Genomic DNA, 22,995 nt, shown 5'->3' on the forward strand with positions numbered 1-22,995 from the left:
AGGATTTCGTGCGAGCCGACCGGTTGATTTCCGCGGTGCTGCTGATGCAGGCCCGCGGCCGGGTCACGGCCGCCGAACTGGCCGCCGAACTGGAAGTGTCGGTGGCGACCGCGCGACGTGATCTGGAGGCGTTGTCCACAGCCGGGATCCCGGTTTATCCACAACCGGGCCGCGGCGGCGGGTGGTCGCTGGTCGGGGGCGCGCGGACGGACCTGAGCGGGTTGTCGGCGGCCGAGGCGCGGGCGTTGTTCCTGCTCGCCGGGCCGGTGGCGGAGTCGGACGAGGCGAAGGCGGCGTTGCGCAAGCTGGTTCGTGCGCTGCCGGGACCGTTCCGGGCGGACGCGGAGGCCGCGGCGAGCGCGACGATGATCGACCCGGCCCGCTGGGGCGAGCGCGACAAGACCCGCCCGGAGCTGGTGGACCGCCTGCAGGCTGCGGTGATCGGGCGGCGGAAGGTGCGGCTGGCGTACGCGAACTCGAAGCGGGAGCGGTCGGAGCGGCTGGTCGACCCGTGGGGCCTGGTCGACAAGGACGAGGTCTGGTACCTGGTGGCCGGCACCGAGCGGGGCAGGCGGACCTTCCGGGTGGACCGGATCCTGGCCGCCGAGGCGACGGACGAACCGGCCGGGCGGCCGGACGACTTCACGCTGGCGCAGGCGTGGGACGAGGTGGTCGCCGAGGTGGAGCGGCGCCGGTCCCGCACCTGGGCGACGGTGCTCGTGGAGTCGCGGTTCGCGGATGTGCTGCGGGACCAGTTCGGGCGCCACAGCGAGGTCGTCGCGGAGGAGGACGGCCGCAGCCGGGTCCGCCTTGCCGCGCCGACGCCGCTGGACATCGCCCGCCACCTGGCCGGCTGGGGCGCGCTGATCGAGGTGCTGGACCCCGAGCCGGTCCGCGCGGAACTGGCCCGGATCGGCGCCGAACTGACGGCGCGGTACGGCTAGCTGAAGCTAGGCCGCCGCGGGGTACTCGTTCTCCGGGTCTTCCTCGACCGGGCGGCGCATCTCCTGCCGGTACCGCACGAAGCCGTACCCCGTGCCGACCACGAAGAACGCGACCGACAGCCACACCAGCACGGTCTTGACCCACGGGATCGCGTCCAGCAGGCCGGCGCCGTAGTAGCCGATCAGCACCAGCGTCGGTACCCAGAACACGCCGCCGATCGTGGTGGCGAGCATGAACCGCCGCGGGTCCATCCGGGCGGCGCCCGCGATGAGCGGCGCCAGCGTGCGGATCCACGGGATCCACCTGGCCGCCACGATCGCGAAGAAGCCCTTGCGGTCGAGGAACTCGCGCGCCCGTTCGAGGTTGTGCCGGTTCAGCACCTTGCCCCCGCGTCTGGCGATGAACCTGACGCCGGTCTGCTGCCCGATGTAGTAGCCGACCTGGTTGCCGACCACCGCGACGACGAGCGCGGCCCCGGACAGCAGCCAGGCGCTCGCGTGCGCCCCGTGCGAGGCGAGCACGACCCCGGCCGCGAACAGCAGCGAGTCCCCGGGCAGGAACAGCCCGATGATGAGCGCGCACTCGATGAACACGAAGCTGAGCACGATGACCCAGACCAGCAGCGGGCCGGCTGTGTTCAACCAGCCGACGCCGACGGCTTCGGACGCGGCGAAGTCGAAAGTCACCCGGAAAGCGTACGTGCCGCACGCAACCAACGGTCGACGGATCCGCGGAAAACAGGTGATCGTTACGGAACGCGGTCGCACACCGAACAGGGTGTGCGACCGCGGATCCGCTCACATTTGCGGCAGCGACTCGCCCTGAACAGCCTCGATGTCGAGTTCGATCTTGATGTTCGACCCGATCGCGGCGACGCCGGCACGCACCATCGCGTTGTAATTGATCGCGAAATCGTTCCGGTGCAGTTGCGTTTCCGCGTGGAACGCGACCCGCACCCCGCCCCACGGATCCGGCCCGTAACCGCCGTAGGTCAGGTCCAGCTCGATCGGCTTGCGCTCGCCGTGCAGCGTCAGCTCCCCGGCCAGCGTCCACGTGTCGGCGCCGCGCTGCCGCAACCCGGTGCTGACGAACCCGATCACCGGGTAGGACTCGACGTCCAGGAACTCCGGCGACCGCAGGTGGTCGTCGCGCATCTTGATGCCGGTGTCGATGCTCGCGGCCTTGATCTCGGCCTCGACCCGCGACTGCTCGGCGGGGCGGCCGATCTCGATGCGGCCGCTGATGTCGGAGAACCGCGCCTTGATGCTGGCGATGCCAAGGTGCCGCGCGGTGGCGACAGCGCTGGAGTGCACCGGGTCGATCGTCCACGGCCCGGCGGGCGGCAGCTCGACCGCGCCCGCCACCGGCGTCACCACCAGGTCGCCGAGCGAGCCAGACCCGTCCGATCCGATCTGCGCGGTCCGCGCCACCGGGGCGTACCCGGCGGCGGTGAGGACCGCGGTGTAGACGCCCGCGGGCAGCGGTGGGGTGACCACCGCTCCCGTCTCGTCGGCGACGGCACGAGCGACCTGCTGGCCGCTCATGTCCGTCACGGTCAGCACCGCGTTCGCCACCGCCCAGCCCTCGGCCGTGCGGATCTGCGCGCGCAATCCGCTCATGAGTGCTCCACCCCGTTGTTCGCCGGGTCGCCGAGCTGGTCGAGGACCTGCTCGTAACCCAGCCGGACGTCGTGCTGGATGTCGCCGCCGCCGGGCAGGCTGACCTGGCTCGTCGCGGGCGGGTACCCGCTGGCGACCACGGTGTAGTCGCCCTCCGGCAGGTCGCTGACGACGTACTCGCCGTTCTCGTCGGTCCGCGCGACCGCGGCGACGTTGCCCTCGGCGTCCAGCACCGTGATCCGCGCGTCCGGCACCGGGCGGCCGCCGTCGGTGCGGGCGGTCCCGGCCAGCAGTACGGCGGGCGCGATCTCCACGTCCTGCTGCAGCACACCGCTCTCCGGCACGGTGATCAGCGACGCCACCGGGCGCATCCGGTCGGCGCTGGCGACCAGCGTGTAGGTGCCGGAGCCGACGCCGCGGAAGACGTAGCCGCCCTGGGCGTCGCTGATCGCGGCCCCGGTGACCTCACCACGCGAGTCGGTCAGCGTCACGGTGGCGCCGGCCAGCGGGGAACCCTTGCCCGCCACCCGGACCACACCGCTCAGCTCGCCCGACCCGATGAGCGTGAGGTCGAGCCGCGCGGGACCGTCCGCGACGACCACGCTGGCCGCCTGCGGCTGGTGCCCGGTCGCCGACACGATCAGCACGTAGGTGCCGCCGCCCGGCGCGGCGATGCGGTACCCGCCGTCATCGCCCGCGGTCGCCCGCGAGACCTGCCGGCCCCGCTGGTCGATCAGGGTCAGCGCGGCGCCGCCGACGGGGGTGCCGTCCTGGCGCCGGATGGTGCCGGTGACCGGCTGCCCGCCGGTGCCGAGGGCCTGGTCCGCCCCGGCGCTCGCGACCGCGTTCGTGATCGGCGCGGTCTGGGCGGCGAGCTGGTACTCGCCGTGTCCGTTGTCGCTCAACGCATGCCTCCCACCGACTAGCACGGGTTCGCGGTCCTCGTCGAACGCGGCGTCCGCGTCCGCCCAGGTGTCCGCTTCCGCTTCCGCCTTCGCCTTGTCGTCCGGCAGCAGCGCCTCGCCGCCCTCGACCGGCGGCGCGGGCGTGGCCGGGCCACCGGCCAGCGGGATCTCCCTCATGAACGCCAGCACGATCGCGGCGAGCAGGGCGACCCCGGCGGCGACGTAGAAGACGCCGTGCATCGAGTTGGTGAACCCGGTCAGGATCGGGACCTTCACCGCGTCCGGCAGGTTGTGCAGGCCGCTGGTGTCCGCCTGCAGCGCGCTCAGCTGGTTCTGGTCGAAGCCCGCGGGCAGGTTGCCGCCGAAGGCGTCGGCGATCTTGCCCGGCAGCAGGTTGAACAGGATGGTCAGGAAGACCGCGACACCCAGGGTGCCGCCCATCTGCCGGAAGAACGTCGCCGACGCGGTCGACACGCCCATGTCGCGGCGCGGGCCCGCGTTCTGCGCGGCGATGATCAGCGTCTGCATGCAGCCACCGAGGCCGAGACCGATCAGCAGCGCGACGACCAGCGGCTGCCACAGCGGGCTGTCGTAGTGCACCTGCGCGTACAGCACCGCGCCCGCGGCGATCAGGACCGTGCCGACCACCGGCAGGATCTTGTAGCGCCCGGTCTTCGCGGTGATGCGGCCGGAGATCTGCGAACCGGTCATGATGCCCAGCACCAGCGGCAGCATCAGCAGACCCGCCTCGGTCGGCGAGTAGCCGCGCACGACCTGGAAGTACAGCGGGATCATGCTCAGCGCGCCGAACATGCCGAGGCCGACGAGCGTGCCGCCGCCGATCGCGACGCTGAACGTCGAGTTGCGGAACAGCCGCAGCGGGATCAGCGCCTCGTCCTTCATCACGTACTCGACGAAGAGGAAGAGGACGATGCCGAACGCCGCGACGGCGTAGCAGATCACCGACGTGGTCGAGCCCCAGCCCCAGGTGCGGCCCTGCTCGGCGACCAGCAGCAGCGGCACCACGGCGATGGCCAGCGAGACGGCGCCGAACCAGTCGATGCGGTGGTCCTGCCGCTGGTGCGGCACGTTCAGCACCCTGGCGACGACCGCCAGCGCCACGACGCCGATCGGGACGTTGATCAGGAAGATCCAGCGCCACCCGTCGAGGCCGGCCAGGTTGTCGAAGCCGGAGAACAGGCCGCCCAGCACCGGACCGAGCACGGTCGCGCTGCCGAAGACCATCATGAAGTAGCCCTGGTACTTGACCCGCTCGCGGGCAGGCACCACGTCACCGATGATCGTCATGGCCAGCGACATCAGGCCACCGGCGCCGAGGCCCTGGAACGCCCGGAACGCGGCCAGCTCGTACATCGAGGTGGCGAACGTGCAGGCGGCCGAGCCGATCACGAACAACGCGATCGCGGTCAGGTAGAACGGCTTGCGGCCGTAGATGTCGGACAGCTTGCCGTACAGCGGGGTCGCGATGGTCGCGGTGATCAGGTACGCCGTGGTCGCCCACGCCTGCTCGTCGAAGCCGTGCAGGTCGTTGGCGATCTTGACGATCGCGACGCTGACGATGTTCTGGTCCAGCGCCGCGAGGAACATCCCCAGCAGGAGTCCACTGAGGATGGTCAGGATCTGTTTGTGCGTCAGGCGCGGACCCTCGTCCGCGACGGCGCCCGCGACGGGCGCCGGTTGTTCTCTTGTGGAGCGTGTCATGCGCTTTCCCCCTTGCTGCGCGCCGAGATCTGGTCGGCGAGTTGTGGAGCGTGAGCTTCGATCCCCGTGTTGAGCCGGTCGAGGAGCCTGTTCAGGACGCGGCGCTCCTCCTCCGGCCACTCGGCGAGCACCTCGGCCAGCCACCGGTTGCGTTGCCTTCGGTTCTCCTCGAACACGCGCAGCCCCTCGCTGGTCGGCGCGAGCAGGCAGGCCCGTCCGTCCTCGGGGTCGGCGAGGCGCTCGACCAGGCCGTGCTGCACCAGCGAGCTGCTCTGCCTGCTGATCGTCGAGATCTCGGCGTGCAGCGCCTCGGCGAGCTTGCTCGTGCGCTGCGGCCCGTCGTGGACGAGCTGGAACAGGATCGCGTAGGCGGCGCGTTCGATCCCGTCCGGTCCGAGCTTCGCGACCTGCGACTTCGCCTTGGTGAGGAGCCGCATGAACCGGACGAGCTGCACGCCGAGCTCGTCGGCGATGTCGAGCTCGGTGTCCGTGAAGGCCGCTTCCTCTACGGGAGATGGCATGGCCGATCACTCTCTTCGTACGGGATGTCTTATTTGACCGAAGCAACTAGTTGCTCGTGTCAAGGATGCACCCGGGATAGTTGGTTGCGCCACTCAAATAACCCGTCTGTGGTCGACAACACTTTAGTTGCCACAGACAACTGATTTTCCGTGGTCGATCACTGCGGAAAATTTTTTCCGCACTGCGGACGTGATGGGCACTACCATAGATGCATGAGCACCGACGCTTTGCTGACGAAACTGCGCGCCGAGCTGGGCAAGGACGCTGTTCTGACCGATGCGGACGTCACCGGGAGCTACTCCCGCGACATGATGCCGCTGGCCCCCTCGGGCCGGCCGTTGGCGGTGGTGCTGCCCTCGGACGTCGAAGGCGTGCAGGCGGTCGTCCGGGCGTGCGCCGAGGCGAAGGTGCCGATCGTGCCGCGCGGCGCGGGCAGCGGGTTGTCGGGCGCCGCGAACGCGATCGACGGGTGCGTCGTGCTCGTGATGACCAAGCTGGACCAGATCGTCGAGATCGACGCGGGCAACCGGCTCGCCGTGGTCCAGCCGGGTGTGGTCAACCTCGACTTCCGCAACGCCGTGGAGAAGCACGGGCTGTTCTACCCGCCGGACCCGTCCAGCTACGACTGGTGCACGATCGGCGGCAATCTGTCCACCAACGCGGGCGGGCTGTGCTGCGTGAAGTACGGCGTGACCACCGACTCGGTGCTGGGCCTGGAGGTCGTGCTCGCCGACGGGTCGCTGCTGAAGACCGGTCGCCGCACCGTGAAGGGCGTGGCGGGCTACGACCTGGCGCGGCTGTTTGTCGGCAGCGAGGGCACGCTCGGGGTGATCACGCAGGCCACGGTCGCGCTGAAGCCGTTGCCGCAGGCGCCGGGCACGCTCGTCGCCGGGTTCGACACGACCGAGGCGGCCGGGACGGCGGTGGCGCGGACCGTGCGCGAGGGCCTGGTGCCGTCGCTGATGGAGATCATGGACGCCAGTTCGATCAAGGCGGCCGAGACGTATCTGAAGACCGACTTGGGCGCCGGTTCCGACTGCCAGGCGCTGCTGCTGTGCCAGTCCGACGCGGGCGGCGAGGTGGCGCGGCGCGAGCTGGCCGCGCTGGAGCAGATCTGCAACGACTGCGGCGCGACGATGACGTACGCGACGGACGACCTCGAAGAGGGCCGGATGCTGATGCAGGCGCGGCGGGTGGTGCTGACCGCGCTGGAGCAGTACGGCGTGTGGCTGACCGACGACGTGTCCGTGCCGCGGACGCGGATCGCCGAGCTGATCGCGGGCTGCCAGCGGATCAGCGAGGAGGTCGGGTTGCGCATCGCCGTGGTCGGGCACGCCGGCGACGGCAACATGCACCCGACGATCGTGTACCAGCCCGACGACGAGGACGAGTTCGCCAGGGCGCGGCGCGCGTTCGACGAGATCCTCGACGTGGGGCTGAAGCTGGGCGGCACGGTGACCGGCGAGCACGGCGTTGGCAAGATCAAGAAGGAGTGGCTGGAGCGCGAGATCGGCCCGGTGGGCATGCGCGTGCACCGGCAGATCAAGCAGGCGCTGGACCCGGAGAACCTCTTCAACCCGGGCTCGATGTTCTCGATGACCTGACGCTGCCAATCCGCGCTGGTGTACTACGTCTTCGTAGTACACCAGTCCCATGACTCGGGTGTCAGTTCGCGAGCTCAACCAGAACACCGCAGGGGTCCTGGCTCGCGTGAAGAACGGCGAAGAAGTCGAGATCACCGAACGCGGCGCAGTGGTCGCCCGCTTGGTCCCGGCGCAGCCGGGTCCCCTCTCGGCGCTGCTCGCCACCGGCAAGCTGCGGCCGGCCACCTTGACCGGCCCGGTACCCCGGCCCACCGGGCCGGTCAGGACCGACCACGAAGCGGGCGACCTGGTCCGTCGTCTCCGGGACGACGAACCCCGGTCGATGGGACTACCGGCGATCGCGCCCGCCTGAGACGTGAGAAGGCCGCCGCACCGGAGCGGGTGCGGCGGCCTTCTTGTGTCTGCGTCAGCGCTCGATGCGCGGGATCTGCTGCGTGACCTCGGCGTCGGACTCGGCAGGGCCCGCGGCGGCCGCCAGCTTCTTCTCGCGGCGGGCCTTCGCCCACTCGATGACGATCGGCACCACCGAGACCAGCACGATCAGGATGAAGATGGCCTCGATGTTGTTCTTGATGAACGAGATGTTGCCGAGCAGGTGCCCCAGCGCCGTGATGCCACCGGCCCACAGGATGCCGCCGATCACCGTGTAGGTGAAGTACTTCTTGGGGTCCATGCGGCCGATGCCGGCGATCCAGGTGATGAACGTCCGGACGAACGGCACGAACCGGGCCAGCACGACCGCCTTCGGGCCGTGCTTCTCCAGGAACGCGTGCGTCTTGTCGACGTACTCCTGCTTGAAGAACCTCGAGTCCGGGCGCCGGAACAGCGCTGGGCCCGCCTTCCAGCCGATCGCGTAACCGAGGACGTTGCCGAGCAGCGCCGCGACCGTCACCAGGGTGCAGACCAGCCACAGCGGCGCCTGGATCGAGCCCTGCGCGACGAACAGGCCTGCGGTGAACAGCAGCGAGTCACCGGGGAGCACGGGGAAGATGCTGCTCTCGATGAAGATGATCAGGCACAGCCCGAGGATCACGTACGCGCCGAACTCGGTCAGCAGGTACTCCGGGTTGAACCACTTCGGCATGAGAGCGAGCGTGGTCGCGGTCTCGGCGAGAATCACAGCACAAAACGGTACAGGGTGACCCTGTGTGCAGTATGTGGGCTCACAGGAGAGTGATGAGACCGATGACCGCGCCGGTCGCGAGACCGAGGAGCGCGGCGAGGCCGAGGACCCAGTAGGCGGGCAGGTGGCGGACCGGGGGAACGTTCCGGCGCGGCGCCTGCGGGGCGGGTCGCTTGGCCGGGTTTTCCAGTGCGGCGCGCTCGCGTTCCAGCGAGCTGGCGTCCGCGCCGGACAGCAGGCCGAACTGCGGCCACCCGCCCGAGGGCGGGCCGGGGTGCGGCGCGCTGCGGGCCTGCGCCTGCAGCGCCTCGGCCAGCAGCCGTTCCGGGTCCTTCGGCTCGCTCACCCTGCACAGCGTAATCAACCGCACGGCACGATGGGCACATGCGTGAACTCGTCTACGTCTCGGAGGCGAAGCTCCGGCAGCTGCTTCCCGACCTGCCGAAGCGTGCCCGCGGCCTGCGGGACGTGGAGGCCGAGGTGACCACTCCGGTCGGCGGACTCAAGGTCGGCAAGGCGGCGCGTGAGGCCGAGCCGGGGCTCGCGGGCGCGGTCGCGCGGCTGGAGGCCTCGGAGCGGGCCCCGAAGTGGTTCGCCGACCCGGACGTGCGGCCCGGGCAGTGGGTGCACTTCGAGGCGCCGATGAGCTACGGCGTGGTGGTCAGCGCGGCGACCTTCTTGGACGTCGGCGAGCCTGTCGACGGCTACCCCTCCGGCGGGCAGCTGCGCCTGCTGCTGCACGGCTCGAGCGCCCACCTGCTCGGGGCCGGGCACCCGGAGCACCGGACCGGGCGGGACGTGACGTTCTCGCTGTGGCTGCACTTCACCCATGCGCTGCGCGAAGCGAACGTCGAGAACGGCCGGAGCGACCTCGACGACAACCAGCTGTTCCACGGGTGGCTGAAGCGGGTCCTGCGGTGGCTGGACCAGGAGTTCCAGCCGCGCTACACCGCCGCCTGGGTCGCCGGCTACGCGCGCGTCACCGCGCGGATCCCCACGCCGTCGGGCACGGTGCTGGCCGCGACGCCGCTCTACGTGGAGCACGTCGAGCCGCCCGCCTGATCAGGCGATCCAGGCGCCCTGCCGCAGCACCCGCTTGGGCCGGAGGTCGGCGTCCAGCACCACCAGGTCGGCGGCGAGCCCGGTGCGCAGCGACCCGAGCCGGTCGGCGAGGCCCAGCAGTTCGGCCGGGCGTCCCGAGGTCGCGCGGACCGCGTCGGGGATGGCCAGGCCGGCGCCCTTGACCAGGTTGCGGAACGCCGCGTCCATGGTCAGCGTGCTGCCGGCCAGGGAACCGGTGTCGGCGAGCGTCGCCACGCCGTCCCGGACGTCGACCTCCAGACGGCCAAGGTGGTAGCGGCCGTCCGCGGCGTCGGTGGCCGACATGGCGTCCGTGATGAGGATCGTGCGGCCGCGGCCGGCGTACCGGGCGGCCATCCGCAGCACGGTGGGGTGCACGTGGACCAGGTCGCAGATCAGCTCGACCGTGACGCGCTCGTCGTCGAGCAGGACGCCGATCGGGCCGGGCTCGCGGTGGTGCAGCGGGCGCATGCCGTTGAACAGGTGCGTCGCGACGGTCGCACCGGCGTCGATGGCCGGGCGGATCTGCTCCTCGGTGCCGTCGGTGTGCCCGATCGCGGCGATCACGCCGGACTCGGCCAGCTGGCGGACCGCGCGGACACCGCCGTTCAGCTCCGGCGCCAGCGTCACCATGCGGACCGCGCCGTGACCGGCCCGCAGCAGGGCGTCGACGGTCGCCGCGTCGGGTTCGCGCAGCACCGCCGGGTCGTGGGCGCCGCAACGGGCGGACGCGATGAACGGGCCCTCCAGGTGGATGCCGGCCAGCTCGCCGTCCTCGACGAGCTCCCGCAGCACGGCCATCTGGTCCACCAGCGTGCGCACCGGATCGGACACCAGGCTCGCGAGCATCGTGGTGGTGCCGTGCCTGCGGTGGGCCTTGATCGCGGTGACGATCTCCTTCGCGTCGCCGCTGGAGAACGATCCGCCCCCGCCGCCGTGGCAGTGCGCGTCGACGAAACCGGGCACCACGTAGCACCCGCCGACGTCCACCTGGTCACCCGGCGGTGGCGTCCCGGTGCCGATGCCCGCGATCGCCCCGCCGGAGACCGCGAGCCAGCCGTCGTCCACCAGTCCTTCGGGGAGGGCGAGCCTGCCACCCGTCAGCACGAAACCCGTCACAGGCTCCAGCATATTGGTCTAAACCAGCTTAGGCACTCATGGCCTTCTGGAGAGCCTCCAGGGCCCGGCTCGCCGTGGACTTCACGGTGCCCTTCGAAATGCCCGCGACCTCGGAGATCTCCGCTTCGGAGAGCCCGCCGTAGTAGCGCAGGACGAGCACCTCGCGTTGCCGCGGCGGCAGCTTCGACAGCGCGTTCACCACCGACTGGTGTTCGCTGGACAGCATCGCCAGGCTCTCCGCGGAGCGGGCGTTGACCACGTGCGGCGGCACGTACTCGCGCGCGGTCTTGCGGCGGCGCAGCACGCTGCGCGAGCCGTTGACGACCGCTGTGCGCAGGTAGGCGACCGCGGACGCGGCGTCGCGCAGCTTGCCCCAGTTGCGGTAGAGCCCGGTGAACGCCTCCTGCACGACGTCCTCGGCCGTGGCCGGTTCGTCGACGAGCAGGATCGCGAGCCGGACCAGCCGCATCCGGTGGATCTTGTACAGATCCTCCAGCGTCAGCGGGCCCGCCGGCTGGGCCGGCGCGACCCCGTCCATGGTGCGCAAGTGCCCGAGCGTGCGTTCGACGCTGCGCTCCGCGCTGCCGTCCGGCATGTACTCCCGCCTGTCCTCGGCCTGACCGTTGTCCACGTGCTGTACACGCGGGAACCAGCGTATCGGTTGATTCACTTCACCCGGTAGCGTGCGGAGCAGGTACTCAGACGGAGGTGCGCATGGCCTGGTTCCTGGTGCAGACGGTTTACGACCAGGGGAAGTACGCGGAGGTCCGGCCCCGGCACCGCGAGTACCTCGCGAAGCTCGCGGCCGAGGGCACGGTCGCGGTGGCCGGCCCGTTCGCCGACGACTCGGGTGGCGTGTTCCTGATCCAGGCCGAGGACGCCGACTCACTCCAGGCCGTCCTCGACGCCGATCCGTACGTCGTCGAGGGCGCCCTGGAGAGCTTCACGGTGCGGGAGTTCAAGCCGACGCTGGGCGCCTGGGTTCAGTAGACGCCGCCGAGCTTGGTGTGGTCCCAGCTGACGACCTTCGTCGGCGTGAACACCAGCCCGACGCGCTTGGCCGCCTGTGCGGCGACCACCTCGGCGGCGAGCGAGCCGCCGCCGTAGCGCTCCGCCATGGCCGAGCCGATCTCCGCCACGGACGGGGTGTCCTCGACGATCTCGACGTCGGCCTCGAACTGGACGCCGCGCAGCTTGTCGTAGGTGTCGCCGGTCTCGACGAGCACGGTGGCCTGCGGCAGCCGCTGCAGGTTCGCGACCTTCTGCGATTTGCGGTAGGTCCAGGTCGCGACCCCGTCGCCACGCGGCACGTACCAGAGCGGCGCGAGGTGCGGGCGGCCGTTGGGGTTGATCGTGGCGACGTTGATGACCTTTTGTTCGGCGAGGAACGCGAGGACCTCGTCGGGGGTCATCTTGATCAGGTCGCGGCGGGACATGCGGGCCTCCTCAGTGGATCGCTGCCCGTCCACCATGCCCGGTGATGGCGGCTTCGCGCGCGCCGCGTGCCTTGATGTCCTCGAGCGCGGCCTTGTCCGCGGCGGGGACGCGGGTGCGCGCCCCGAGCTCGACGATCGGCGGGAGGAACGAGCGGATGGCCTTGAGGACGCCGACCCACTTGGGCACGTGGATGACGCGGGCGCGCTTGAGGACGCCCGCCTCGATCTGGTCGAGGGCGACGTTCAGCGGGTAGGTCTTGCCGAGCAGGCCGGGCATGCCGGCGCGGAGCTTGCCGAAGACCGGGTGGGCGTCGGCGCTGTCGACCAGGTCGGTCTTGATCCAGGTCGGGTGGGCGACGCCGACCTTGACGCCCAGGTGGGCGACCTCGGCGCGGAGGCTGTTGGAGAACGCCTCGACGCCGGCCTTCGCGGCGGCGTAGTTGGCCATGCCGGGCGCGTGGGTGATCGCCGCGAGGGAGGAGATGGCCAGCAGGTACCCGCGGCGCTCGATGACGTGGGGCAGCGTGACGCGGAAGGTGCGCCACACGCCGAGCAGGTCGACCTCGATGACCTTTTCGAAGGCGGCGGGGTCGACGGAGCGGACGAAGCCGGTGGTGGCGATGCCCGCGTTGGCGATGACGATGTCGATGCCGCCGAAGTGCTCGACCACGCCCGCGGTGGCTTTTTCGAGGGCGTCCCAGTCGGTCACGTCGGCTTCCCAGGACTTCGCGGAGTCCCCGATGCGTTCCGCGACCTTGCGCTGCTCGTCGGCTTCGAGCCCGACGAGGGCAACCTTGGCCCCCCGAGCCGCGAGACGCTCCGCGAGCCCGGCGCCAATGCCGCGCGCAGCTCCGGTGATGAGCACGACCTTGCCTTTTACGTTCGCCATGGACGGACCATATACCAACCTACCGGGAGTAAGCTACTCCTGAGTAGGTGGATTGGTCTTTGTCGGTGGCGGTTCTCGGGGGGCGCGTCGCTGGGTGGGTGGTTCGCGGGGGCGCGCTCGTGGGTGCTTCGTTGCCGGGTTGGTGGGCAGGCCGTTCGCGGGGGCGCGAGTGGCATCTCGGTTACGGGGGCCGCGAGTGGCACCTCCGTCATGGGGGCACGAGTGGGCATCTCGGCGGCTCGCCGGTGGGCGCTTCGTGCGCCACGGCGTGACCGCTCGTGGGGCCGCGAGTGGGAATGTCGTGGCGGCACCGGTGGACACTTCGCGAACGCGCGAGCGGACACCTCGCGGCCACACGAGCGGGCACCTCGACCGGACGGCGCGAGTGGGCACCTCGCAGCACCACCAGTGGACACTTCGCGAACGCGCGAGCGGACACGTCGCAGCCACATGAGGGGGCACCTCAACCGGACGGCGCGAACGGGCACCTCGTGGCAGCACCGGTAGACACTTCGCGAACGCACGAGCGGACACGTCGCGGCCGCACGAGCGGGCACCTCATAGCCACACGACTGGACACCTCCTCGGCGCACCGCTGGGCGCCTCGCCCAGCCCAGGCACCAAGGGACGCCTCGCCGCCATGTGGATGGACACCTCGTGGCAGCACGAGTGGGCACCTCACAGCCACACGAGCGGGCATCTCATCGCCGCACCACTGGGCACCTCGCACACGCGGGCACCGGTGGGCACTCCATGAACGCACGAATGGGCCGCTCGCCCCGCACGAGGTGCCCACTCGTGGCGTGCGGAACCACCAGCGCCGCCGAGAGTCAGATCGCATCAGCAGGACCGGCCACCACCTCCAGCGCAGGCCGGGCCAGCGCCGACTGAGTCAGCCATGGCCAGGCCAACCCAGCCGCCCCAGGCCCAGTCGGGCCGACCCCGACCGACCCAGCTCAAGCCAGCCCGGCCCAGCCCGGCCCAGCTCAAGCCAGGCCAGGCCAGCCCGAGCCAGGCCAGCCCGAGCCAGGCCAGCCCGAGCCAAGCCAGGCCAGCCCGAGCCAAGCCAGGCCAGTCCGAGCCAACCCAGGCCAGGCCAGACCGGGCCGGGCCAGACCGGGCCGGGCCAACCCAATCCGGCCAGCCCGGGCGCCCCAGGCCCACCAACCCACCTACTGCGAAGCGTCATCCAAAACAGCCAGCTCCTCCGCATCAAGACGCAACTCCACCGAGGCCAGCAAATCCGCCAACTGCTCCACATTCCGGGCACTGGCAATCGGCGCCACGACAGTCGGCTGCGCGGCCAGCCATGCCAGCGCCACCGCGGCCGGGGAGGTTCCGTGCGCGGCCGATATCTCGTCCAGCGCCTCCAGCACCCGCTCGCCCCGGTGGTCCAGGTACTCCACCGCCTTCTCGGCGCGTGGGCTGCCGCTCGCCTCGCGGCTGCGGTACTTGCCGGTCAGGAAGCCGCGCGCCAGGCCGAAGTAGGGCAGCGTCGCCAGGCCCTCGCGAGCCACCAGCGGGGCCAGCTCCTGCTCGTACCCGCGCTCCACCAGGTTGTAGTGCGGCTGCACCGCGACATACCGGGCGAACCCCTCGCGGTCCGAAATGGACAGCGCCTCGGCCAGGCGCGAAGCACTGTAGTTCGACGCCCCCAGGTGCCGCACCTTCCCGGCCCGCACCAGCTCGTCGAACGCGCCCAGCGTCTCCTCCAGCGGCACGTCCGCCACATCGCGGTGGGCGTAGTACAGGTCCAGATAATCAGTCTGCAACCGGCGCAGCGAATCCTCCGCCGCCTCGCGGATGTTCTTCGCGCTCACCCCCGGCCGCGCCGCCCAGCTGCCCACCTTCGTCGCGATCACCACGTCATCCCGGCGACCACGGCGCTTCAGCCACCTGCCGATGATCGTCTCGGACTCGCCGCCCGAATTGCCCGGGATGCGGGCCATGTACACGTCCGCCGTGTCGATGAAGTTGCCGCCGGCGGCCGCGTACGCGTCCAGCACGGCGAAAGACTGCTCCTCGTCCGCCGTCCAGCCGAACACGTTGCCCCCGAGGTTCAGGGGGAACACCTCCAGATCACCGATTTTCGCCATGTTGCCAACGTAGAGGAATGCACCGGCCACCCGCCGGAGTTGAGACGGTCATGGCTATCGAACTCGGCAAGATCGGTATCTGGCGGGGCTGGCACCAGCTGAACGCGGACCTGGCACGCGAAGCCGAACGCCTCGGCTTCGGCGCGATCTGGATCGGCGGCTCCCCCGACGGGCAGCTGACCATCGTCGACGAGCTGCTGGACGCGACGGAGAACATCAAGGTCGCCACGGGCATCGTCAACATGTGGAAGGACGACGCGGCCACGGTCGGCGCGTCCTGGAACCGAATCGAGGCCAAGCACCCCGGCCGCTTCCTCCTCGGCGTCGGCATCGGCCACCCGGAGGCCCATCAGGAGTACCAGAAGCCCTACGACAAGATCGTCGACTACCTCGACGGCCTGGACCAGGCAGGCGTGCCGGTCGCCGCACGCGCGCTGGCCGCGCTCGGCCCGAAGGTGCTCAAGCTCTCCGCCGAGCGCACCGCGGGCGCGCACCCGTACCTGACCACGCCGGAGCACACCAAGGAAGCCCGCCGCGTCCTCGGTGACGGCGTGCTGCTGGCGCCCGAGCAGAAGGTCGTCCTGGAGACCGACCCGGCGAAGGCCCGCGCCATCGCCCGCCCGACCATCGAGCACCCCTACCTCCACCTCGTCAACTACCGCAGCAACCTGCTCCGCCACGGCTGGTCCGAGGCCGACCTGGACAACGGCGGCAGCGACGCGCTGATCGACGCGCTCGCCCTGCACGGCGACATCGACTCGATCGCCGCAGGCATCACCGCCCACCTCGACGCCGGCGCCGACCACGTCTGCGTCCAGGTCCTCGGCGACGACCCGCTGCCCGGCTACCGCGCCATCAGCGAAGCCCTGCTCTCCTGACCCGCTCCAGACCGCCGAAGCCGCTCCGCCCGCACCAGGGTGGAGCGGCTTTTCTCACTTGATCGTTCCCGACCTCCGCGGCAGAGAGCCAGCACACTGTCCTCGCACCGCCGACCTCGTACGATTCGGGCAAGGAAGGCGAACCACAGCTAGGAGGACCAACGATGCCCATCGCCACCCCCGAGGTCTACGCGGAGATGCTGGACCGGGCCAAGGCGGGCGAGTTCGCGTACCCGGCGATCAACGTGACCTCGTCGGAGACCCTCAACGCCGCCCTGCGCGGGTTCGCCGACGCGGAGAGCGACGGGATCATCCAGATCTCGACCGGTGGCGCCGAGTTCGCTTCCGGCACCCGGGTCAAGGACATGGTGACCGGCGCGACCGCGCTCGCCGAGTTCGCGCACGTCGTCGCCGAGAAGTACCCGGTCAACATCGCCCTGCACACCGACCACTGCCCCAAGGACAAGCTGGACGGCTTCGTCCGCCCGCTGATCGCCCTGTCCCAGGAGCGCGTCAACAAGGGCCAGAACCCGCTGTTCCAGTCGCACATGTGGGACGGCTCGGCCATCGACCTGGACGAGAACCTGGAGATCGCCACCGAGCTACTCGCCAAGGCGGCCGCCGCGAAGATCATCCTCGAGGTCGAGATCGGCGTCGTCGGCGGCGAGGAGGACGGCGTCTCGAACGACATCAACGAGAAGCTGTACACCGCCGAGGGCGACTTCGTGAAGACCGTCGACGCGCTGGGCACCGGCGAGAAGGGCCGCTACCTGCTGGCCGCGACCTTCGGCAACGTCCACGGCGCGTACAAGCCGGGCGCGGTCAAGCTGCGCCCGGAGGTGCTCAAGCGCGGCCAGCAGGTCGCCGCCGAGAAGCTGGGCCTCGCCGAGGGCAGCAAGCCGTTCGAGCTCGTCTTCCACGGCGGCTCCGGCTCGCTCCTGGAGGAGATCCACGAGGCGGTCTCCTACGGCGTGGTGAAGATGAACATCGACACCGACACCCAGTACGCCTTCTCCCGCCCGATCGCCGACCACTTCTTCAAGAACTACGACGGCGTCCTGAAGATCGACGGCGAGGTCGGCAACAAGAAGACCTACGACCCGCGCAGCTACCTCAAGGTGGCCGAGGCCGCGATGGCCAAGCGCATCGTCGAGGCCGCCGAGCACCTCAAGTCGGCCGGCCAGAAGCTCAGCTGACCGCGACCTCCCGGTGGGTCCTCACGCGGGTGAGGGCCCACCAGAGGACCGGCAGGCCGACCAGCACCACCAGGGCAGGCCAGTAGGCGAACGGCGGCGCGGACTCGGTGTGCGCGTCGCCGAGCAGCCACGGCCGCAGCTGCGCCTGCAGCCACAGCGCGCCGTACCCGAAAGCGGTCACCAGCAGCCCGCCGACCAGCGGCGTCAGCACCCGGTGCGCCCGCCCGATCCGGAACGCGACGTCCACCGCGAGCCCGACCGCGAGCAGGTAGAACGGGATCGCCGAGGCCGGGAACGTGCCCACGACCAGCAGCGGCCAGATGATCGCGCGATAGGCCACATAAGCCGCGGCCACCGCGGTCGCCGCCCACGCGCGGCCGATCGTGTGCCGCGCCAGCGCCAGCACCAGCGCGGAGACCCCGATGCCCCACAGCGGGTAGACCCAGTCGGCGATCGGCATCGCGAAGTGCAGCACCGCGACCCGGTCGACCGGGTGCCCGATCTGCTCGGCGGCGAAGCTCAGCAGCGACGGCTCGGCCTCCGGCGCGCCGCGCTCCCACGCCCGCAGGCTGATGATGCCGTACTCCTGCTGCCCGTTCGGGAAGAACGTGTTCTCCAGGAAGAACACCCACAGCCCGGTCAGCACCAGCGTGCGGAACCGGCCCGGCGGCGCGGACTTCAGCCAGCCGTCGATGACGCCGGCGAGCATCACGCCGGTGCCGATGTAGAGCAGCATGTGCGTGGGGCTCCACGCGGTCAGGTCGAGGCCGCTGACCCGGTGGTTGATGACGTCCAGCGGCGCGGCGATCAGGAACATCACCAGCCCGGCCTGCATCAGCCGCAGTGACCGGCGGTCGCAGCCGAGCCCGGTGTAGCTGTGGATCGCGACGAGGACGATGACAATCCCGGTGCCGACCGTGTTGATCAGGTGCGGCGGGGCGAAGTCGTCGCGGATGAACTTGAAGTGCCACGACATGTCCCAGGACGAGCCGAGCACCTTGAAGGTGAACGCGACCAGCCACATGCCGTAGGCGAACCGCAGCACCCACTCGGGCGTCGGCTGCCCCGGCACTCCGCGCACCCAGTGGGTGGCGAAGAAAAGCTTGGTCTTGCCGATGGGTCCGCGTGGCACGGCGACACCCTCGGCGGCCCCCTCGAGCGCCTTCGTCATGCGGACATCATCCACGGTCGGCCGGGCGGGGCGGAGCGAGATGCCGGAATTTCAGGGTTCACCCTGAGGCGTGACACGCTTGCGTCCGGGGTCGGCGGCGGGCATTGTGTCCGCCCGTGATGCCGAAACGTCTCGTCGCCACGATCCTGATCGCCGCTCTCGTCCTGCTCGGCAGCGGGGTCCTCGCAAGCCTGTTCGTCTGAACCGCCGATACTGGGCAGCATGACGAACCTGCTGGAACCCGACCCCACCCGGCTGCCCGAGCGCGTGGACGCGCAGGCCGCGATGGACGCAGGCACCGACCCGTCCGACGTGGCCGCCGAGCACCCCGACTTCAGCGAGGCCTGGGCGGCGCTGGCCGAGCGGGCGCTGGAGGCGGGCGAGTTCGTCCCCGCCTACGCCTTCGCCCGCACCGGCTACCACCGCGGCCTGGATCAGCTGCGCCGCGCCGGGTGGAAGGGCTTCGGCCCGGTCCCCTGGGACCACCGCCCGAACCAAGGCTTCCTGCGTGCCCTCGCCGCCCTCGCGAAGGCCGCCCAGCGCCTCGGCGAGACCGAGGAGTACGAGCGGTGCCGGAAGTTCATCGCCGACTCCGACCCGGCGGCCGCCGCGGCGACCGGCCTCCAGTAGATCCGGACCATCTAGAACGCTCCACAGTTGGTTGGTGCCGCCTTCCCCGCGAACCGGCCTTCCAGCCAGGCGAAGGCGGCCGGGTAGCCGGCGACGGCGCCACCGACGTGGGTCGGCACCGCGAGCGTGTCGAACTGCACGGTGGCGCCGTCGCCGCACCAGTTCCGGGCCATGGTGCGGCCCTGCTCGTAGGGCACGATGTCGTCCAGCGCGCTGTGCACGACGTACATCGGCACCTCCGGTTCGAGCGTCCCGATCCGCTGCTCCTCGACGACCGACGCGAACGGCTCCTCGGCCAGGTACTCGCCGATCGAGCGGCCGTCGACGGTCAGGTCGGCGGTGCGGGTGAACGCGTGGTTCACGATCGACTCGGCGGTGCACTCGTTCTCGACCTGCGCTTCGAGCGCCTTGCCCCGGTCGTTGAGGACGTCGGTGATGCGCAGCTCGGGGTAGGCGTAGTTGACGCTCGCGACCGCGAACATCAGGAAGCCGACGGCGTAGGCGCCGTCCAGGCTGCGGCCGACCGCGGCGAGGTCCGCCGGGACCGCGCCCGCGTAGGCGCCCTTGAGGTCCAGCTCCGGCGCGTAGGACGGCTGCAGCTCGGCGGCCGCGGCGGACGCGCCACCGCCCTGCGAGTAGCCGGCGATCGCGACCGGTCCGTCGGCGGGCACGCCCGGCAGCTGCTGCGCCGCGCGGATCGAGTCGAGGACGGCGTGGCCCTCGGCCTTGCGGTTGACGTAGGTGTGCACGCCGGGGGTGCCGAGGCCCTCGTAGTCGGTGACGACGACCGCGTAGCCGCGCGCGAGCAGGCCGGCGATGAACGGGCCCTCGTACTCCCCGCCCGCGGCGAGTGCCTTCGACGGCGCGCACTGATCGCCGAGCCCCTGGGTGCCGGGGGCGTAGGCGATGAGCGGCCGGTCGCCCGCGCCGTGCCACGGCGTCTTCGGTGTCAGCACGGTTCCGGTGACCGCGATGGCGTCACCGTGCGTGTCCGTGCTGCGGTACATGATCCGCTCGACGTCGGCGGGAGCGCGGAGCAGTTTCACCGGGTCGAGGAAGAACTCGCTCGGCGCGTGACGGATGATGGCCCCGTTGTCACTCGGCAGGGTGGCCGGCGGGTCGTAGAAGTCAGCGGAGGAGGTCACGGCGACGGCGGGCGTGGTCGTCAACGACAGCGCGGCGACCGCCGCGGTCACGATCGCCACGAGCCGGCGATTCGAAAGGCGCATGAACGCTCCCCGGTGAGCTATTTTCCGACAGCTATGTCGGAAAAGGATTGTGGTGAGGTGGCAGGCATGTCAATGCCCCGAAAGCGTGGCCCCGGCAGGCCCCGGAAGCTGCCGGTCGCCGAACAGCGCGCGCTCGTGCTCGCCGCGGCGGGGCACGTGTTCGCCACGAGCGGCCTGCAGGGCGCCACCATCGAACAGATCGCGCGTGACGCCGGCCTGACCCGGCAGGCGGTCTACGAGCTCTACGGCGACAAGAACGCGTTGTTCGCGGCCGTGGTCGAACAGGCGGAGGAACAGGCCTACGCGGCGATCGCCGCGGCCGGCGCGAGCGACGCCGATCTGGACCTGAAGAGCTGGGCGCGCAAGAACTACGCGAACCTGTTCGACTTCGTCGCCGGGCACCCGGACGCGCTGCCGCTGTTCCAGGAAGCCGAGCGCACCGGCAATTCCGCGTTGTCCCGGCTGCGGAAGCGGCTGGCCCTGGTCTACACCGAGGCGAGCGGGCAGCGGTGGGCGGAGTTCGGCGTCGAACCGGGCCGGGCGGACACCGCGCTGGTCACGATGTACTTCGCGATGGTCGAGTCGCTGGTGCGGCTCAACTGGAACGGCGACGCGCCGGACCGGGACGCGTTGATCGACCTGCTGACCGAGTTCACGATCGGCGGCGTGCTGCGGCTGTACAGCCAGGCGCCGGAGGTCATCGCGCGCGTCCGGTAGGTGTCCAGGATGCGGGAACCGGGGCAGCGGCGGGAGGTCTTTCCGTAGCGTCGAAGGCATGGCGCCGTCTCAGCTCGCGATCGTGGGGGCGGGGCCGCGTGGCGTCGGCGTGCTGGAGCGGCTGTCGGCGAACGCGGCCGAGTTGCTCGGGCCCGCGGGGCTGGTGGTGCACCTGATCGACCCCTTTCCGCCGGGCGCGGGACGGATCTGGCGGTACGAGCAGTCGCCGCTGCTGCGGATGAACTCGATGGCCGAGGACGTCACGATGTTCACCGACGACACGGTGACGATGGACGGGCCCGTGCGGACCGGGCCGTCGTTGTGGCAGTGGGCGCAGGAGGTGCGCGCGGGGCGGATCCGCTACGACGTGCCCGAGGACCTGCGGGACGAGCTCGCGGCGTTGCGCGGAACGTCGTTCCCGACGCGGCGGCTGGCGAGCGCCTACCTGGACTGGGTGTACCGGCACGTGCTGGCCGGGCTGGCGCCGGGCATCGAGGTGGTGGAGCACCGCACGCGCGCGACGCGGATCGACGAGACACGCGTGTGGCTGGACGGTGTGGACGAGCCGCTGGACGTGGACGTCATCGTGCTGACGGTCGGGCACCTGGACGCCGAACCGGGTTCGGGTGAGCGGGAACTGGCGGAGTTCGCGGCGGCGCACGGGCTGGCGTACTACCCGGCGGGGTACACGGCGGACGTCGACTACCAGCACGTCGCGCCGGGTGAGCCGGTGCTGGTGCGCGGGTTCGGGCTGGCGTTCGTCGACCTGATGCTGTTGCTCACCGAGGGCCGCGGCGGGCGGTTCGAGGAGCGGTCGGGCGGGCTGGTCTACCACCCGAGCGGGGCGGAACCGGTGCTGCACATCGGTTCCCGGCGCGGGGTGCCGTACCACGCGAAGCCCGGTTACCGGTTGCAGGGATCGGCGCTGCGCCTGCCGCGGTTCTTCGGTCCGGAGCGGGTTGCGGAGCTGCTCGGGCGGGACCGGCACCTCGACTTCCGCGCGGACGTGTGGCCGCACGTCGCGAAGGAGCTGGCGTGGGGGTACTACAGCGAGCTGTTCACCGGTCATCCGTCGCGGGTGCTGATGTCGTTCGAGGACTTTTCCCGTTGTTTCGCGGAGTTCTCCTGGGACAGCGCGGAGATGCGGGCGCTGGTGCGGCGGGCGGTGCCTGCCGAGGAGGACCGGCTCGACCTGGAGCGGCTGGACCGGCCGCTGGCGGGGCTGCGGTTCGAGACGGCGGAGGAGTTCGGGAAGCACCTGAGGTCCTATGTGGAGGGCGACCTGGCGCGGCGGGCGGATCCGGCGTATTCGGCGGATCTGGGCGCTTTCATGGCTTTGTTGTCGGCGTACCAGCAGATGCCGGCGCTGACCGCGTCCGGCGCGCTCGATGTGTCCGATGTGGATGGCTGGTGGCACGGGTTCTTCTCGTACTACGCGAGCGGTCCGCCGCCGCGGCGGTTGCACGAGCTGCTGGCGTTGCACCAGGCCGGGGTGGTGTCGTTCCTGGGGACGGATGTCTCGATTTCGCTGTCGCCGGAGGGGTTCGTGGCGTCGTCGGGCAGCTTCCCGGGTTCGGTGACGGCCCGGACGCTGATCGAGGCGCGCCTGCCGACGCCCAGCGTCTCGCGGGCGTCGGACGGTTTGCTGGCGCAGTTGCGGGGCGCGGGCGAGCTGGCGGAGGAGCACGTGCGGGACCTGCCGTCGGGCCGCATCTCGACGCGGGTGTCGGACGGACGGTTGCTGGACGCGGCAGGCCGGCCCCAGTCGCGGCGTTTCGCCTTGGGCCCGCACACGAGCGCCCGCTCGGCGGCGGCGTTCACCCGCCCACGCACGAACGGCCCGTCATTCCGCCAGAACGACGCGGCGGCGCGGGAGATCCTGCGAATGGTGGGGTGATTTACAGGCCGCAGCGGGGGCGGGTGCCGGGCGCGGCGGATGCCTTGCGCAAGGCAGCGGCAGAGGCGGCGGGGCGCGGCGGGCACCGGGCGCGGCCGGGGCGGGGTGCGGCCGGGGCGGGGTGCGGCGGGCGCCTGGCGTGGCAGGTGCCGGGTAAGGCAAGTGCCATCCGCAGTACGGCGGCGCGGGCCGCGGCGTGTGCCCGATCGCGGTGGGC

23 protein-coding genes are annotated in these 22,995 nt (G+C 70.9%); 10 read left to right on the top strand and 13 right to left on the bottom strand.

Annotated features, from left to right (window positions below; all coding sequences use genetic code 11):
- Nucleotides 1–8: 8 nt before the first annotated feature.
- Nucleotides 9–944 (top strand): YafY family protein, encoded by a 936-nt coding sequence (locus AMY39116_RS0314755; protein WP_020418410.1) that lies wholly within the window; start codon nt 9–11, stop codon nt 942–944.
- Between the two features lie 6 nt (nt 945–950).
- Here the strand turns inward: AMY39116_RS0314755 and AMY39116_RS0314760 are convergent, their stop codons facing one another.
- The 4 genes from AMY39116_RS0314760 to AMY39116_RS0314775 all read right to left on the bottom strand — a co-directional run bounded on the left by AMY39116_RS0314760 (nt 951) and on the right by AMY39116_RS0314775 (nt 5,712).
- A complete protein-coding gene (locus AMY39116_RS0314760; RefSeq protein WP_020418411.1) occupies nt 951–1,631 on the bottom strand; it encodes a DedA family protein in 681 nt (226 codons plus the stop codon).
- Between the two features lie 111 nt (nt 1,632–1,742).
- On the bottom strand, nt 1,743–2,564 hold the full coding sequence (locus AMY39116_RS0314765; RefSeq protein ID WP_020418412.1) for a YceI family protein: 822 nt from the start codon (nt 2,562–2,564) through the stop codon (nt 1,743–1,745).
- A complete protein-coding gene (locus AMY39116_RS0314770; protein WP_020418413.1) occupies nt 2,561–5,191 on the bottom strand; it encodes an MFS transporter in 2,631 nt (876 codons plus the stop codon). The genes AMY39116_RS0314765 and AMY39116_RS0314770 overlap by 4 nt, the downstream gene beginning before the upstream one ends.
- The gene (locus AMY39116_RS0314775) at nt 5,188–5,712 is read right to left on the bottom strand and encodes a MarR family winged helix-turn-helix transcriptional regulator (protein ID WP_020418414.1); all 525 of its coding nucleotides are present in this window, start codon (nt 5,710–5,712) and stop codon (nt 5,188–5,190) included. Before AMY39116_RS0314775 ends, AMY39116_RS0314770 begins: the two co-directional genes overlap by 4 nt.
- Nucleotides 5,713–5,925: 213 nt before the next feature.
- On the opposite strand from AMY39116_RS0314775, the gene AMY39116_RS0314780 reads away from it, so the two are divergent.
- Both AMY39116_RS0314780 and AMY39116_RS42865 read left to right on the top strand, forming a co-directional pair.
- Nucleotides 5,926–7,317 (top strand): FAD-binding oxidoreductase, encoded by a 1,392-nt coding sequence (locus AMY39116_RS0314780; protein ID WP_020418415.1) that lies wholly within the window; start codon nt 5,926–5,928, stop codon nt 7,315–7,317.
- Nucleotides 7,318–7,366: 49 nt separating this feature from the next.
- Nucleotides 7,367–7,669, top strand: a complete 303-nt coding sequence (locus AMY39116_RS42865) for a type II toxin-antitoxin system Phd/YefM family antitoxin (RefSeq protein WP_051123532.1) — start codon at nt 7,367–7,369, stop codon at nt 7,667–7,669.
- 54 nt (nt 7,670–7,723) lie between these two features.
- Here the strand turns inward: AMY39116_RS42865 and AMY39116_RS0314790 are convergent, their stop codons facing one another.
- Both AMY39116_RS0314790 and AMY39116_RS0314795 read right to left on the bottom strand, forming a co-directional pair.
- The gene (locus AMY39116_RS0314790) at nt 7,724–8,437 is read right to left on the bottom strand and encodes a DedA family protein (RefSeq protein ID WP_020418417.1); all 714 of its coding nucleotides are present in this window, start codon (nt 8,435–8,437) and stop codon (nt 7,724–7,726) included.
- 43 nt (nt 8,438–8,480) lie between these two features.
- Nucleotides 8,481–8,786 carry a hypothetical protein gene (locus AMY39116_RS0314795; RefSeq protein WP_020418418.1) on the bottom strand — a complete coding sequence of 102 codons (306 nt, stop codon included), beginning with the start codon at nt 8,784–8,786 and terminating at the stop codon, nt 8,481–8,483.
- Between the two features lie 38 nt (nt 8,787–8,824).
- Here AMY39116_RS0314795 and AMY39116_RS0314800 point away from each other — a divergent pair, with 38 nt between their 5' ends.
- Nucleotides 8,825–9,502 (top strand): SAVMC3_10250 family protein, encoded by a 678-nt coding sequence (locus tag AMY39116_RS0314800; protein ID WP_020418419.1) that lies wholly within the window; start codon nt 8,825–8,827, stop codon nt 9,500–9,502.
- Here AMY39116_RS0314800 and nagA read toward each other — a convergent pair whose 3' ends face one another.
- Entirely contained in the window at nt 9,503–10,627 is a 1,125-nt protein-coding gene (gene nagA / locus AMY39116_RS0314805; RefSeq protein WP_027935930.1) for an N-acetylglucosamine-6-phosphate deacetylase, read from the bottom strand.
- A 40-nt stretch (nt 10,628–10,667) separates the two neighbouring features.
- Complete coding sequence (locus AMY39116_RS0314810) at nt 10,668–11,234, bottom strand: SigE family RNA polymerase sigma factor (RefSeq protein ID WP_026153625.1); 567 nt, start codon at nt 11,232–11,234, stop codon at nt 10,668–10,670.
- Nucleotides 11,235–11,353: 119 nt separating this feature from the next.
- On the opposite strand from AMY39116_RS0314810, the gene AMY39116_RS0314815 reads away from it, so the two are divergent.
- On the top strand, nt 11,354–11,629 hold the full coding sequence (locus AMY39116_RS0314815; RefSeq protein WP_020418422.1) for a YciI family protein: 276 nt from the start codon (nt 11,354–11,356) through the stop codon (nt 11,627–11,629).
- On the opposite strand, the gene AMY39116_RS0314820 is transcribed toward AMY39116_RS0314815, so the two are convergent.
- The 3 genes from AMY39116_RS0314820 to AMY39116_RS0314830 form a co-directional block, all read right to left on the bottom strand.
- Complete coding sequence (locus tag AMY39116_RS0314820) at nt 11,623–12,075, bottom strand: pyridoxamine 5'-phosphate oxidase family protein (RefSeq protein ID WP_020418423.1); 453 nt, start codon at nt 12,073–12,075, stop codon at nt 11,623–11,625. The genes AMY39116_RS0314815 and AMY39116_RS0314820 overlap by 7 nt on opposite strands.
- Before the next feature lie 10 nt (nt 12,076–12,085).
- Nucleotides 12,086–12,964 (bottom strand): SDR family oxidoreductase, encoded by an 879-nt coding sequence (locus AMY39116_RS0314825; protein ID WP_020418424.1) that lies wholly within the window; start codon nt 12,962–12,964, stop codon nt 12,086–12,088.
- 1,172 nt (nt 12,965–14,136) lie between these two features.
- On the bottom strand, nt 14,137–15,060 hold the full coding sequence (locus tag AMY39116_RS0314830) for an aldo/keto reductase (RefSeq protein WP_020418425.1): 924 nt from the start codon (nt 15,058–15,060) through the stop codon (nt 14,137–14,139).
- A 50-nt stretch (nt 15,061–15,110) separates the two neighbouring features.
- Between AMY39116_RS0314830 and AMY39116_RS0314835 the strand changes: the two genes are divergently transcribed.
- Nucleotides 15,111–15,938, top strand: a complete 828-nt coding sequence (locus AMY39116_RS0314835) for an LLM class F420-dependent oxidoreductase (protein WP_020418426.1) — start codon at nt 15,111–15,113, stop codon at nt 15,936–15,938.
- A gap of 164 nt (nt 15,939–16,102) precedes the next feature.
- Entirely contained in the window at nt 16,103–17,134 is a 1,032-nt protein-coding gene (gene fbaA, locus AMY39116_RS0314840) for a class II fructose-bisphosphate aldolase (RefSeq protein ID WP_020418427.1), read from the top strand.
- Here the strand turns inward: fbaA and AMY39116_RS0314845 are convergent.
- Nucleotides 17,127–18,305 (bottom strand): hypothetical protein, encoded by a 1,179-nt coding sequence (locus AMY39116_RS0314845; protein WP_020418428.1) that lies wholly within the window; start codon nt 18,303–18,305, stop codon nt 17,127–17,129. The genes fbaA and AMY39116_RS0314845 overlap by 8 nt on opposite strands.
- 222 nt (nt 18,306–18,527) lie before the next feature.
- Here AMY39116_RS0314845 and AMY39116_RS0314855 point away from each other — a divergent pair, with 222 nt between their 5' ends.
- On the top strand, nt 18,528–18,935 hold the full coding sequence (locus AMY39116_RS0314855) for a DUF3151 domain-containing protein (protein WP_020418429.1): 408 nt from the start codon (nt 18,528–18,530) through the stop codon (nt 18,933–18,935).
- An 11-nt stretch (nt 18,936–18,946) separates the two neighbouring features.
- On the opposite strand, the gene AMY39116_RS0314860 is transcribed toward AMY39116_RS0314855, so the two are convergent.
- Nucleotides 18,947–20,164: a lipase family protein gene (locus AMY39116_RS0314860; RefSeq protein WP_027935931.1), complete on the bottom strand. Its 1,218-nt coding sequence runs from the start codon at nt 20,162–20,164 to the stop codon at nt 18,947–18,949.
- Between the two features lie 66 nt (nt 20,165–20,230).
- On the opposite strand from AMY39116_RS0314860, the gene AMY39116_RS0314865 reads away from it, so the two are divergent.
- On the top strand, nt 20,231–20,881 hold the full coding sequence (locus AMY39116_RS0314865) for a TetR/AcrR family transcriptional regulator (protein ID WP_039791508.1): 651 nt from the start codon (nt 20,231–20,233) through the stop codon (nt 20,879–20,881).
- Nucleotides 20,882–20,939: 58 nt separating this feature from the next.
- Nucleotides 20,940–22,778, top strand: coding sequence for an FAD/NAD(P)-binding domain-containing protein (locus AMY39116_RS0314870; protein ID WP_020418432.1), 1,839 nt, complete (start codon nt 20,940–20,942; stop codon nt 22,776–22,778).
- Nucleotides 22,779–22,995: the final 217 nt, after the last annotated feature.

Source organism: Amycolatopsis sp. ATCC 39116 (genome assembly GCF_000231075.2).
In the GTDB taxonomy this organism is placed as follows: domain Bacteria; phylum Actinomycetota; class Actinomycetes; order Mycobacteriales; family Pseudonocardiaceae; genus Amycolatopsis_E; species Amycolatopsis_E tucumanensis.

Excerpts from the sequence above, each read along its gene's own strand:
- AMY39116_RS0314810 (WP_026153625.1), bottom strand. The coding sequence starts at position 11,234 with ATGCCGGACGGCAGCGCGGAGCGCAGCGTCGAACGCACGCTCGGGCAC.
- AMY39116_RS0314800 (WP_020418419.1), top strand. The coding sequence starts at position 8,825 with ATGCGTGAACTCGTCTACGTCTCGGAGGCGAAGCTCCGGCAGCTGCTT.
- AMY39116_RS0314770 (WP_020418413.1), bottom strand. The coding sequence starts at position 5,191 with ATGACACGCTCCACAAGAGAACAACCGGCGCCCGTCGCGGGCGCCGTC.
- AMY39116_RS0314860 (WP_027935931.1), bottom strand. The coding sequence starts at position 20,164 with ATGCGCCTTTCGAATCGCCGGCTCGTGGCGATCGTGACCGCGGCGGTC.
- AMY39116_RS0314855 (WP_020418429.1), top strand. The coding sequence starts at position 18,528 with ATGACGAACCTGCTGGAACCCGACCCCACCCGGCTGCCCGAGCGCGTG.
- AMY39116_RS0314765 (WP_020418412.1), bottom strand. The coding sequence starts at position 2,564 with ATGAGCGGATTGCGCGCGCAGATCCGCACGGCCGAGGGCTGGGCGGTG.
- AMY39116_RS0314830 (WP_020418425.1), bottom strand. The coding sequence starts at position 15,060 with ATGGCGAAAATCGGTGATCTGGAGGTGTTCCCCCTGAACCTCGGGGGC.
- AMY39116_RS0314820 (WP_020418423.1), bottom strand. The coding sequence starts at position 12,075 with ATGTCCCGCCGCGACCTGATCAAGATGACCCCCGACGAGGTCCTCGCG.
- AMY39116_RS0314825 (WP_020418424.1), bottom strand. The coding sequence starts at position 12,964 with ATGGCGAACGTAAAAGGCAAGGTCGTGCTCATCACCGGAGCTGCGCGC.
- AMY39116_RS42865 (WP_051123532.1), top strand. The coding sequence starts at position 7,367 with ATGACTCGGGTGTCAGTTCGCGAGCTCAACCAGAACACCGCAGGGGTC.
- AMY39116_RS0314870 (WP_020418432.1), top strand. The coding sequence starts at position 20,940 with ATGGCGCCGTCTCAGCTCGCGATCGTGGGGGCGGGGCCGCGTGGCGTC.
- AMY39116_RS0314845 (WP_020418428.1), bottom strand. The coding sequence starts at position 18,305 with ATGACGAAGGCGCTCGAGGGGGCCGCCGAGGGTGTCGCCGTGCCACGC.
- AMY39116_RS0314780 (WP_020418415.1), top strand. The coding sequence starts at position 5,926 with ATGAGCACCGACGCTTTGCTGACGAAACTGCGCGCCGAGCTGGGCAAG.
- AMY39116_RS0314835 (WP_020418426.1), top strand. The coding sequence starts at position 15,111 with ATGGCTATCGAACTCGGCAAGATCGGTATCTGGCGGGGCTGGCACCAG.
- fbaA (WP_020418427.1), top strand. The coding sequence starts at position 16,103 with ATGCCCATCGCCACCCCCGAGGTCTACGCGGAGATGCTGGACCGGGCC.
- AMY39116_RS0314815 (WP_020418422.1), top strand. The coding sequence starts at position 11,354 with ATGGCCTGGTTCCTGGTGCAGACGGTTTACGACCAGGGGAAGTACGCG.
- AMY39116_RS0314775 (WP_020418414.1), bottom strand. The coding sequence starts at position 5,712 with ATGCCATCTCCCGTAGAGGAAGCGGCCTTCACGGACACCGAGCTCGAC.
- AMY39116_RS0314865 (WP_039791508.1), top strand. The coding sequence starts at position 20,231 with ATGTCAATGCCCCGAAAGCGTGGCCCCGGCAGGCCCCGGAAGCTGCCG.